Here is a 12522-nt window from a genome sequence, read left to right on the forward strand (position 1 = left end):
ATTCTTATTCAAGCTCCACTTTGATTGCCCCAGCTTCAGTAAGCTGTTGCCTAATTTTTTCTGCTTCATCTCTAGGAATATTAGTAACTAAATCCTTAGGCAAGGATTCAACTAGCTCCTTAGCTTCTCTTAAACCAAGTGCAGAGTTAACCTTCCGCACCATTCTAATAACTTCCATTTTTCTGCTCACATCAATTTCTTTAATTACAACCTTACATTCAGTTTTTTCCTGAATAGCAGAGGAGCCACTACTGTTAGTAGATACACCACTGGCACCAACTCCACCGCTAATAAAAGAACTAGAGGATAATCCTATTTTTTCTTCTAAAACTTTCACAAGTTCAGAAGCTTCCAATAGATTTAGAGATAATATTTTATCAACTAAATCATCTGTCATATTACTCATATTACAAACCTTACTTAACAATCAAATTATTCTTAGAATTATAAGAATCTAATATTCTTGCAAGTTTTATGAAAGGTAATCTAATTGTTAATCCTAACCTAACAAGAATACAAGACACTATTAAATATATAATTTTAATGCGTAATTCACCCAAAGAAGGCAACTTAACTAGCTCATTAATATCTTCCACGGAAAGTAACTGATTTAGATAAATTACACAAATCAAAGACATTTTTCTTTTATTGGTATCAATAAAATTGACTACCAACTTTAATGTCTCTACTAAAGTACTAGCGCTAGAATATATAACAGCAACAGGACCAAAAAATTTATCTAATAAACAAGAATATTTATTAATTTTTTTTAATGCCAAACGTACTAAAGTATTTTTAACCACTAGCATCCCACCACCTGCTATAGCTCTCAAATCGCTCCTTATAGTTAGCAAATCGCCAGCACTCATAAACTTAAAATTTACTAATATCAAAAAATTATTATTCATAAATACATCCATTATATTTTGCACAAAATCATCTTTTTTTTTACGATCCATAACACTAACTCCTAAATTATATCTTCTATTTTATTTACTACTTTATAAGCTTTCCCCATAGTTGAATTCAAAAAAACACTTTTAAAATAAACTCCCCTGAAAGAAGGAGGCTTGATATTTTTAATAGCCACAAGAAAAGCTCTTAAATTTTCCAGTAAATCATCAACACTAAACTTAACACTTCCTAATTTACTATGAATAATACCGTTTTTATCTGTTCTAAACTTTATTTGACCAGATTTAATAACTCTTATAGCTTCTGCAACCTCAAAAGTTACAGTACCAAATTTGGAATTTGGAATCAATCCTTTAGAACCCAATATTTTAGCAATAGGAGCAATTTTTGTCATAAAATCAGGAGTAGCAATACACCAATCAACATCTAATTTTCTACCATTCCTTATTTCCTCAATAAGATCTTCTCCACCTAAAATATCAGCACCAACCTTCTTAGCTTCTAATAAATACCTATCTCCAGCAAAAACAGCTACTTTGATATTTTTCCCAATACCCTTAGGCAAAATCACTGTACCACGCAACTGTTCTTCAGATTTACGTGAATCTACGCCTAAATTAACTACAATATCAACCGATTCATCAAATCGCGCCGAAGCAAATTTAATAACCTTTTCTAAACATTGCCTTAAATTATCGTGATACATATTCATTGTACATCTAACCCTTTTATAAACTATAAAACTTCTATACCCATGGATCTTGCAGTACCTACAACCATTTTTACAGCAGAACTCTCATTATCAACTTTCATATCAATCATTTTACGTTTCGCTATTCTAATTATAGCAGACATAGACAACTTCGCCACTAATTCCTTACCTGCACTACCAGAACCTTTATCTAACTTAGCTTCTTGCTTAAGCAAATAAGCAACTGGAGGACCACTAATAGTAAAATTATGGGAACGATCGTCTTTTATAAAAATTCGTACTGTCACCAAATCACCTACCTTATAATTAGCATTGGAAATGCTAGTCATTTTGTTAAAGGCCTCACAAAACCTAGGAATAGGTATACCACGTGGGCCAAGAACAGAAGCAATTTTAGGTCCAGGAGCCGCTTTTCCAGCTTCTATTAATAAGTTAATTTTAGCAACTATAGTATCACCCATAAAATTTAATCCTCTACTTTTTCTACTTGAGCCAAATCTAACTCTATTATTGTTGGTTTACCCAAAATTAACACCTCTACATTAACAACTTTTTTATCATCATCGATCATATCAACTTTACCAGTAAAATTCTGAAAAAGACCATCATTGATTTTTACCTTCTCTCCTTTTTCATAACCACAACTCAATTTTTTTATCTCTTGAGCATTATAAAGTGCACTACACATCGATCGAATTTCACTATCTGAAATCTCCTTAGGAAGACTACCATCTTTTAAAAATCCATAAACTTTAAGAGATTTTGGTATACCATTAATAAAATTTAATACTTCATCGCATAAATTCACATATAAAAACAGATAACCAGGAAAACACTTCCTTCGCGTAATAATTTTTTTAGATCTTAATCCTGATTCACTAGGTTCTTCGTAAGGAATAAAAACTTCTTTGAAATAGTTTCTAACTCCTAACCTAACAGAATTCTCTAACACATATTGACGTACCTTTTCCTCATAATTAGAAGCAACTCTTAAAATATACCACTTATATTTATCAAACTCTTTACGCTTCAGAAGCATTTCATCATTTAAAACCACCTCAAAATCACCAGACTCATCGTTATAGAATCCAGGTATTTTATTTAAAATATCTCTACTCTCATTACATAAATGCATATATACATATACCTGACATAAATCTCCCATATTTACATCAGATTTCGAATTACTTATTGTCTGATAAGGAATGAATACTTCTTTAAAATAAATAGCACGATTTACTAACTCACGCATATGCCACTCACATCCGTAACTAATTTTAATAATATACCATTTATATTCCATAAACAATTCCGTATAAAGCCTTAATCACATAAAGAAGTATAAAATCCACTAAATAAAAAAAAATCGAAAAGCATAACATAACAACCATCACAATAAATAAAGATGACAATATCTCTTGCTTCTTCAACCAAGCAACTCTACGTATTTCTTGCTTAATATCATATAAAAACACACCAAAATTTTTTAACATTGCTATCACTATAAATAACGCGCAGGAGCAATAGGAATTGAACCTACAACCTCTGGTTTTGGAGACCAGTGCTCTACCGATTGAGCTACACTCCTATAAATCACCTATACACAAACTCACTCACTATTTTAATTTACCACTTTTACTGCTAAACAGCTATCTCAAATTCCGAATACAACATAAAATTAATTACTAGAATTAACTAAAATTAAACAGCCTACTAAGAAACATAATCTCCTGCTTATTCTCTTCTTGTTAACCCCCCACTTGTTCTCGGCACCCATAATTCCACCTTCGTTACACCAGCACTTCTTAATTAATTTTCCAGTTATAACAATCAACAAAAGAGATGTTAATTCGCAAACTAATGCAGTCACTCTCTACAAAACCTTAATTTCTTTCCATATTATTTTCTTTATTTTTATTTATTAAACAACGCTTCCTTAGTATAACCTTTACACAATAAAAACTCACTTTTCTACTACGTAATTCCATCCTTTTCCTAATAATTTACCTTAACTCGTTAAACACATACTGAGGAACTTGTTCATAACGAGAAAAACGCATATTATATTGAGCTCTTCCCTTAGATACAGAACGCAAAACATTTACATAACCAAACATACTAGCAAGAGGTATTAAAGCAGAAATTATAGCACTATTATTACAACACGTTTCTATAGTTAGAATTTGTCCCCTTCTACCATTTATATCACCCACAATACCACCCATATACTCTTCAGGGGTAACAATTTCAACTTTCATTATAGGTTCTAACATCTTCGGACCAGCCTTGTTTGCCATTTCTTTAAAAGCACCTTTTGCTGCTAATTCAAAAGCCAAAGGACTTGAGTCAACTTCATGAAAGGAACCATCAACAAGGGTAGCTCTAAAATCAACAACTGGAAAACCAGAAACTATCCCCCCTTCTCTTACTAACTCCAATCCATTTTGCACACCCGGTATATATTCTTTTGGAATCGCACCACCTACAATCTTACTTTTAAACTGAAACCCAGAACCAGCTTCAAGAGGCTCAAACAAAATCTTTACTCTAGCAAATTGACCAGCACCACCAGACTGTTTTTTATGAGTATAATCAACTTCAACAGATTTGGTAATAGTTTCACGATATGCGACTTTAGGCATACCAACATTAACATCAATATTAAACTCACGCTTCACTCTATCTGTAACAATTTCAAGATGTAATTCACCCATGCCTCTCAATATAGTCTGGCCATTCTCCGAATTTACCGATCTTTTTAAAGACGGATCTTCTGCAACCAATCTAGCCAAAGCAATACCTAATTTTTCCTGATCAGAAGAAATTTTAGGTTCTACAGCAATTTCAATAACAGGTTCCGGAAACTCTATACGCTCTAATAATACAGGAAAATCCTGAGAACATAAAGTATCACCAGTAACCGTTTTTTTTAATCCAACTAATGCAACTATATCTCCAACTTTAGCTTCATTTATATCTTCTCTATTATTTGCATGCATAAGTAGCATTCTACCAACTCCTTCAGTCTCATTTCTTACCGCATTCAACAAAGTTGACCTAGATCTTAATCTACCTGAATAAACACGAATAAACGTCAAACTACCTACAAACTTATCTGTCATAACCTTAAATGCAAGAGCAACAAATTTTTCTTGCTCAGAAGGTTTAATTATAATCTTTTTTTCCAAATCCCTAGGATCTGTTCCAACAATTTCACAAATATCAAGAGGAGAAGGCAAAAAATCCACTATACCATCCAAAAGTAGCTGAATCCCTTTATTTTTAAAAGCGGATCCACATAATACAGGAACAAACATACTATTAATAACCCCCCTCCTAACACATTTTTTTAATATGTCTACAGGTAAATCGTTAGATTCAAAATAAACATCCATTGCTCTTTCATCAATTCCAGCAACAGTATCCAATAAAAGATTTCTATATTTTTGAACTTTACCAAACAAACTAGAAGGAATATCTTCATAAAAAAATAAAGTTCCTAACGCCTCTTCTTTCCATATAACAGCCCTCATAAAAATAAGATCAACTACCCCCTTAAAACCTCTTTCACTTCCTATTGGAAGCTGAATAACTAAAGGTTCTGCTCCCAACTTATTTTTAATCATATCAACACATCCATAAAAATCAGCTCCCACCCTATCCATTTTATTAATAAAACAAATACGAGGAATATTGTACTTATCAGCCTGATGCCAAACAGTTTCAGACTGAGGCTCAACCCCCGCAACTCCATCAAATACAGCTACAGCCCCATCCAAAACCCGTAATGATCTTTCAACTTCAACAGTAAAGTCAACATGCCCTGGTGTATCAATAATATTAATTCTATGATCATTCCAAAAGCAAGTAGTAGCAGCAGACGTAATCGTGATACCACGCTCTTTCTCCTGATCCATCCAATCCATAAACGCCGAACCATCATGCACTTCACCAATTCTATTCTGTTTGCCAGTATAGAATAAAATACGTTCAGTTGTGGTAGTCTTACCAGCATCTATATGAGCCATTATACCTATATTTCTATACTGAGATACTTTCATAAACACAAATACTAAAAACGAAGATGAGAAAACGCTCTGTTAGCTTCGGCCATTTTGTATTTTTCTTCATACATCTTAAATGCACCACCCCGCCTATTATAGGCATCTATTATTTCAGATTGAAGACAATCAGAAGAAGTTTTAGCACTTTTCTTCCTCGAAATAGAAGCAGCTTTAACAATCCACCTTAACGCTAAAGAAATTGCCCTATTTCTTCTAACCTCACAGGGCACTTGATAAGTTGCCCCACCAACACGGCGAGAACGCACTTCCACGGAAGGAGTAACATTTTCCACTGCTTTTTCAAAAACTGATACTCCACTTTCATTTATCATTTTCTTTTCAATTAAAGACAAGGCATAATACACAATCCTTTCAGCAACAGACTTCTTACCGCACCTCATAACCACATTAATAAAACGCATCAATAGAACACTACCATAACGCGAATCAGGAACTACCTCTCTCCTTTTTGCTTTACTACGACGAGCCATTATGCTAACTAGACTTCTTTACACCATATTTTGAACGGGCCTTTCTACGATTTTGAACACCCTGCAAATCAAGAGCACCTCTTATCATGTGATAGCGCACACCAGGTAAGTCCTTAACTCTACCGCCACGTATTAAAACAACAGAATGTTCTTGCAAATTATGACCCTCACCAGGTATATAAGCCGTTACTTCGCCATATCCACTAATCCTCACCCTTGCTACCTTGCGCAACGCGGAATTAGGCTTCCTGGGAGTTGTGGTATACACCTTCGTACAGACACCCCTTCTTTGAGGATTTCTATCTCCAAGAGCAGGCACTTTTTTCTTATAGGGCAACCTTAACCTACCCATTCTCACTAACTGATTTATTGTAGGCATTAACAAAACTTTAATAAATCAACTACCATATCTACGATAATAAACAATAAAACCCTAATAGTCAATATAAAATATCATAACTATAACCCATAAATTAGCGAAATACTACCATTCCATTAAAGAACACCAATCAAAGTTTATGTAAAAAATTTATTCAATAAACAAAACGCCCGCCAAATAAAATATCCTACACACACGCAATACATTTGATTATTAATCATGTCATTTGTAATAGTTCATTTGCAATAGTATATATAAAAAATTATAAAATCAAAAACTCCATCATCTATACTAACTCTGTATGTAAATCCCTAACTAAAATTTCAGCATATTCTCTGTGAACTATTACACTAATTTTAATTTCAGATGCTGTAATAGCAAATACTTCCACTTTTTTTTTGCTCAAAACCGTAAATATACGACGCATTACCTCAACATCAGATATAATACCAATACCAATCACTGAAATTTTAGCTACATTATTATTTATAATATAACTTCCACTCAATAAATTCTCTACCAAAACAATATCAAATTCGGAAATTATAATACTAGATCCGTGTATCATATCGATTTTAATATTTGCTCTTATAATATCTCTTAAAACACGCAAATTATCCGAAATACTAGCAAAGGTTATAAGGGATTTATTAGCGCTACAAGTTATTCCAGTAATTATATATTTCTCTAATATATCTTTTTTACACAGCACCACGGTTCCTTCTGTCTCTCTAAAGGTAGATAACACTTGTATCTTAATATTGTGTCTCATTGCAAGCTGTACAGAACGACTATGTAATATTTTTGCACCAGATGATGACATTTCTAACATTTCATCATAGGAAATAAATTTTAGCTTACGTGCCTTCGGAACAATTTTTGGATCAGCTGTATATATTCCATCAATATCAGTAAAAATTTCACAAACTTTAACTTTAAAAGCTACCGCTAATGCAACTGCTGATATATCAGAGCCCCCTCTTCCGAAAGTAGTTATTCTACCATTAAATACACCTTGAAAGCCTGCAACAATAGCTACAGTATACCCCTCTTCAAGAGACCTTTTTAATTTATCAACTTCTATCGTTTTTATTTTAGACTTTGAATAAAAATCATCAGTTATAATAGGTAATTGCCAAGCAAGCCAAGATTTGGCATTTACCCCAATAGACCGGAGTGTGATTGCCAACATACCACAAGAGATTTGTTCTCCAGCTGAAAGTATAACGTCGCATTCAGATAATTCTTGTTTACAACATAAATTTGAAATTTTTCTAACTTGAAAAGTCATTTGATTAGTAAAATCTGCAATTGCAGATACAACAACAATTACACTACAACCCTTCTCAACGTCTTTCTTTATTAAATTTGCAACTCGATTTAAATCGGTCAATGATGTTCCACCAAATTTCTTTATGATTATATTAGTATTACTCATAGTTAAATTCTACTAATCAATATCAAAAATTTTTAAAAACTAATTTATCTTTATACACACAGAATCAAATTCGATACTACAATAACTTATCAAGTTATAATCATTTCAACAAATTTAATTAAAACTCAACAAAAGTAAAATTTTATACATAGTTCTCCTAAAATATTCGCATATTTATGGCTTTCTTAAACTAAACTCTAAAAAATTTAACGGTTAAATCAAAATTCCAGTCTTTTATAAATCAAAGTCCGCTCTATAATCCTATTTTTTATTAACGTTCCGAAACATTAAACGCTTAGATCTATATAAAGAAAAGAAATTACTACTAAAATACAATTAAAGTGTACAAAAATTACAATGGCAACACAAATAAAATAAAGTTTTACAAATCCCCATAGATGTTATTTACAATTACTACAGTTTATATTTATTTTTATTTTTAAATTTTAGTTTTTTATATATAGACACAGTTCACATTATGAATATAATTCAGCATAAGGTTCTGTTCTACACGTTATAGTTAAGTGAACTTTTCCGAGTGATAATTTTTGATCAAGGGAATTACCTCTGTTAATTTTTTTGAATTAGTATGTAATGCCCACCTTAACTTCGAAGTCTCGTAGAAAATCTACTAGAACTAACGGTAGATACAGATCCTTTTTAATTTAGTTAACCTTCTTTACTACTGGCAAACTTATGACTTTTAATATTATGAGATGGGTATTATTATAGCAATATATTAGTAATATATATGATAACACTACATAGATACAAAAAACAAAGCACATTATCCTGTCCACTTGATAAAATATTTCAAATTGTAATTGATATTGAAAAGTATCCTGATTTTCTCCCTTGGTGTAAAGCTGTCCATATAAAAAAAAAAGTTGATGATCAAATAATTGTAGATCTTGTAATAACTTTCTATAACTTTAAAAAAAAGTACACATCAAATATAACTTTTCTTCCTCCAAATAAAATAAATGAATGCTGGATAAAAGTTACATCGACAAACGGAATATTCAAATACTTATACAACGAATGGAAATTCATTCCTATGAATAAAAACACTACTGTAGTAAAATTTTATATAGAATTTAAATTTAAATCTAATTCGCTTTCAACTATATTAAGCTTAGTATATAAATACGTACAAAATAGAATAATTGATGCTTTTGAAAAAAGAATCAAGAAACTTGCTTCAAGTGATAAATGTAATGAAAGCAAGCTTGACATCATCAATATAGATTAGTTACCCTAATAATTAATAAAAGTTCTTATAAAATGTTTTTCAAGTTATCAATTTTACTTATCTCTATCTTTATAAGTGCTAATTCTTACACTGATATTAAGAAAGAGGATCTATCTAAAAAACAATGCACTCAAGAAGTTATTGAAGAAATAACAACAGAAAAATTACTATCACCATTACCTGACGATAAATTATTGGGAAATCTAGAAGCTCCAATCTTAATGATAGAATATGCTTCGCTCACCTGCTATCATTGTTCTCTATTCCATAGAGATGTCTTTCCTGCAATTAAAAAAAAATATATAGATACTGGTAAAATATTGTATATATATCGTCATTTTCCATTGGATTATAGGGGTTTAAAAGCTGCAATGTTGAGTTTTTGTTATAAAAATGAAGAGGATTATTTTAATTTTAATAAAGCCGTTTTTAATTCGATAGACTTATGGAATTATTCTGACTTAAGCGATTTAACTGTACTACAAAAAATTGCTTCATTAAGTAACTTAAAGCATGACATTTTTAACAGGTGTATTGATGAAGAAAAAAATAAAGAAGTATTTAATAAAATTATTAACGATAAATCTCTTGCGATAAATAAACTCGGCGTTACAGCTACCCCAATGTTTTTTATAAAATTCAATAACAATTTGTATGCAGATACAAATATAGAACACGACAAAATAAAACACGAAGGATATAGAACATTAGAATACTTTACCGATATAATCGATAGATTATATGAAAAAACCGTGAAATAAAGTATCTAACAAACCACCCTTCCTATATTTCTTCTATTTATTTTATATTTATAAAAAACTTCTAGTGTTAATTATTATATTTATATATGTACCTTCTACTCTTAGAAACCTTTCTTGCCACATATAAAGCATATAGCAAATTACTTTTAAAATCTCTCCCAGTAGAGTTAGAGCAACTTTATAAGTTTCGAGCTTTATCAAGCTGAATTCCTATTTATAGTTTTTATTGTATAACACACAATACACAAAATTTTAATTCTTCTCGTTAAAATTCCTTATATTGAACTGAAATTAAATTCTTGCTAATAAAAAAAAAAGTATATATCCTAGCAAACTAGGGAGAGCGTGCGGGCAAAAACTCTGTAATCTGGTCAGATCAGAAATGAAGCAGCCACATCAGAATACATTTTGGGTTGCATGTCTCTCTACACTATATAATTACACAACATTATTGTGAACTTAGCACTAAAATATCGCCCGGACAATTTCGAAGATTTAATAGGTCAAGATGTACTAGTCCGTATATTAAAAAACTCTTTCTCTCTTAACAAGATACCACAATCCATACTGCTGTTTGGTAATAGCGGAGTTGGTAAAACTACTACAGCAAGAATAATAGCTCTGTGTTTAAATTGCTCCTTCGGACCAACTTCTAATCCCTGTGGATCATGTAAAAATTGTCTAGCAATAAAAAATTCGAATCACCCAGATGTAATAGAAATTGACGCAGCGAGTCATACTAGCATTGAGGATATCAAAATAATTTTAGAAAACATCTGCTATTCATCCATAAATTCTAAATTTAAAATTTACATTATAGATGAAGTGCATATGTTATCTAATAATGCATTTAATGCATTACTTAAAACCTTAGAAGAACCACCACACAATGTAAAATTTATTTTAGCAACTACAGAAATAAAAAAAATACCAATAACCATTATTGCGCGTTGTCAAAAATTCAATTTACATAATATCCCTTCTATTAAAATAGTAAAACGGTTGAATGATATTGCTAAAAAAGAAAACTACCTCATCGAGAATGGTGTATCTGAATTAATTGCACGCCATTGTAACAGTTCATTACGTAACGCTCTATTCCTAATGGATCAAGTAGTTTTATATAGTAAAGGTAGTACAATATCTATCAAAAATGTAATAGAGACACTTAACATAATAGACACAGATATTGTATTCAATTTATTAGAAATAATAGTAGACGGAGATCTACAAAATGCTCTACTAATATTCGACAAAACAGTAAAATCAACGGATCCTCTTAATATTTTTGAAGGCCTATTACAAACAATTCAACTAGTGTGTCGTTATATAATAACAAAGGAAATTAACATTTCAATTACAGATTATGAAAAAGATAAAATAAAGAATCTAAGCATAAAAAAATCTTTGATCTTTTATTCAAGGCTATGGAAAGTATTACTCAATGGAATTCATGATATAAAAATATCAACATGCAATGACGTTGCCGCTGAAATGATATTAATTAATCTATGCTATCTTTCTGACTTACCTTCTTTGGAGAAGGTAATTAAAAAAGTTTTTATACAAAATACACAACATATACAAAAAAACGTTTGTAATATAAAAAGCAACAAAGAGCAAAAAAATTATAATTTTGATAAAATTTTGCAATTATTACAACAAGATAAGCAAATTTATCTTTACAAACAGTTATGCAATAATCTACAATTGGTGGACTGCAAGAACGGATATCTAAAATTAAAAGCAATGTCTCAATTAAATAATGATTTTTGTAGTAAATTAAAAAATTACTTAAATCATGTAACTCAACTGAAATGGATTATTACAATCGATCAAGTCTGCACAAAAGAGATGGATAGTTCAAATGCACCTATCATTAATGATATACTTAACACCTTTAAAGGTGCAAAAGTAATTAATGTTGAAGACAATGAAAATTGAGGAGTAATAATAAAGTGGTAGATTTCAATCAAATAATGAAACAAGCGCAAGAAATGCAAAGAAAGCTTACGGAAACTCAAGGAAAATACATTGGAAAAAAATTTCAAGGTATCTCCGGAGGTGGAAAAGTTTCTGTACTAGTAGAAGTTATAAAAATAGGTAGCTATAAAGCTAAAAAAGTAAACATAGATTCAGAACTTATAAAAAATGAAGAGAAAGATATAATAGAAGATTTAATAATAGCAGCATTTAATGATGCAACTAAAAAAGCAGAAGAAGATATGGCAAATGCAACTTCTGATCTAGCAAATATGATTGGATTACCACCTGGATTTAAACTTCCTTTCTAAGAGAATTCCTGTAAATAAAATTTCTATGTTTGTTAGATAAATTGTATTCCAAAGCGGAAGAATAAATCCAAAGTTAATGAGAAATATCTAAAATGGAGACAATCAAAATTTGATATGACAATATATATAAATCTAGAGTAAGAGTAAAAGAGAAGGTCCAAATATCAAACATTTAACATTTTATGTTATATATTATCGCCGTAAGTTAATACTTGA

At 30.8% G+C, this 12522-nt stretch carries 15 protein-coding genes, 1 tRNA gene and 1 other RNA gene; 5 read left to right on the top strand and 12 right to left on the bottom strand.

Annotation, left to right across the window (positions count from 1 at the left end; all coding sequences use genetic code 11):
• Positions 1-4: 4 nt before the first annotated feature.
• The 12 genes from rplL to LJI21_02170 form a co-directional block, all read right to left on the bottom strand.
• Positions 5-406, bottom strand: coding sequence for a 50S ribosomal protein L7/L12 (gene rplL / locus LJI21_02115; GenBank protein WFW29559.1), 402 nt, complete (start codon positions 404-406; stop codon positions 5-7).
• 10 nt (positions 407-416) lie between these two features.
• Positions 417-959: a 50S ribosomal protein L10 gene (gene rplJ, locus LJI21_02120; protein ID WFW29560.1), complete on the bottom strand. Its 543-nt coding sequence runs from the start codon at positions 957-959 to the stop codon at positions 417-419.
• Positions 960-970: 11 nt separating this feature from the next.
• Positions 971-1627: a 50S ribosomal protein L1 gene (gene rplA, locus LJI21_02125; protein ID WFW29561.1), complete on the bottom strand. Its 657-nt coding sequence runs from the start codon at positions 1625-1627 to the stop codon at positions 971-973.
• Between the two features lie 23 nt (positions 1628-1650).
• Positions 1651-2088 (bottom strand): 50S ribosomal protein L11, encoded by a 438-nt coding sequence (locus LJI21_02130; protein WFW29562.1) that lies wholly within the window; start codon positions 2086-2088, stop codon positions 1651-1653.
• Positions 2089-2093: 5 nt separating this feature from the next.
• Complete coding sequence (gene nusG / locus LJI21_02135; protein WFW29563.1) at positions 2094-2930, bottom strand: transcription termination/antitermination protein NusG; 837 nt, start codon at positions 2928-2930, stop codon at positions 2094-2096.
• Positions 2920-3120: a preprotein translocase subunit SecE gene (gene secE / locus LJI21_02140; GenBank protein WFW29970.1), complete on the bottom strand. Its 201-nt coding sequence runs from the start codon at positions 3118-3120 to the stop codon at positions 2920-2922. Before secE ends, nusG begins: the two co-directional genes overlap by 11 nt.
• 22 nt (positions 3121-3142) lie before the next feature.
• Positions 3143-3215, bottom strand: a tRNA-Trp gene (locus LJI21_02145).
• Between the two features lie 90 nt (positions 3216-3305).
• Positions 3306-3497, bottom strand: coding sequence for a hypothetical protein (locus LJI21_02150; protein ID WFW29564.1), 192 nt, complete (start codon positions 3495-3497; stop codon positions 3306-3308).
• Between the two features lie 133 nt (positions 3498-3630).
• A complete protein-coding gene (gene fusA / locus LJI21_02155; GenBank protein WFW29565.1) occupies positions 3631-5688 on the bottom strand; it encodes an elongation factor G in 2058 nt (685 codons plus the stop codon).
• 11 nt (positions 5689-5699) lie between these two features.
• The gene (rpsG, locus tag LJI21_02160; protein WFW29566.1) at positions 5700-6182 is read right to left on the bottom strand and encodes a 30S ribosomal protein S7; all 483 of its coding nucleotides are present in this window, start codon (positions 6180-6182) and stop codon (positions 5700-5702) included.
• 4 nt (positions 6183-6186) lie between these two features.
• Positions 6187-6561, bottom strand: a complete 375-nt coding sequence (gene rpsL / locus LJI21_02165) for a 30S ribosomal protein S12 (GenBank protein WFW29567.1) — start codon at positions 6559-6561, stop codon at positions 6187-6189.
• Positions 6562-6847: 286 nt separating this feature from the next.
• The gene (locus LJI21_02170; protein WFW29568.1) at positions 6848-7999 is read right to left on the bottom strand and encodes an aspartate kinase; all 1152 of its coding nucleotides are present in this window, start codon (positions 7997-7999) and stop codon (positions 6848-6850) included.
• Between the two features lie 751 nt (positions 8000-8750).
• Between LJI21_02170 and LJI21_02175 the strand changes: the two genes are divergently transcribed.
• The 5 genes from LJI21_02175 (at position 8751) to LJI21_02195 (ending at position 12306) form a co-directional block, all read left to right on the top strand.
• Positions 8751-9251 (top strand): type II toxin-antitoxin system RatA family toxin, encoded by a 501-nt coding sequence (locus LJI21_02175; protein WFW29569.1) that lies wholly within the window; start codon positions 8751-8753, stop codon positions 9249-9251.
• A gap of 32 nt (positions 9252-9283) precedes the next feature.
• Positions 9284-10012, top strand: coding sequence for a DsbA family protein (locus LJI21_02180; protein WFW29570.1), 729 nt, complete (start codon positions 9284-9286; stop codon positions 10010-10012).
• 335 nt (positions 10013-10347) lie between these two features.
• Positions 10348-10445: signal recognition particle sRNA small type (ffs, locus tag LJI21_02185), an RNA gene on the top strand.
• Between the two features lie 20 nt (positions 10446-10465).
• Positions 10466-11956, top strand: a complete 1491-nt coding sequence (gene dnaX, locus LJI21_02190; protein WFW29571.1) for a DNA polymerase III subunit gamma/tau — start codon at positions 10466-10468, stop codon at positions 11954-11956.
• A 14-nt stretch (positions 11957-11970) separates the two neighbouring features.
• Positions 11971-12306, top strand: a complete 336-nt coding sequence (locus LJI21_02195; GenBank protein WFW29572.1) for a YbaB/EbfC family nucleoid-associated protein — start codon at positions 11971-11973, stop codon at positions 12304-12306.
• Positions 12307-12522: the final 216 nt, after the last annotated feature.

This window comes from Wolbachia endosymbiont of Menacanthus eurysternus (assembly GCA_029715105.1).
Classification (GTDB): domain Bacteria; phylum Pseudomonadota; class Alphaproteobacteria; order Rickettsiales; family Anaplasmataceae; genus Wolbachia.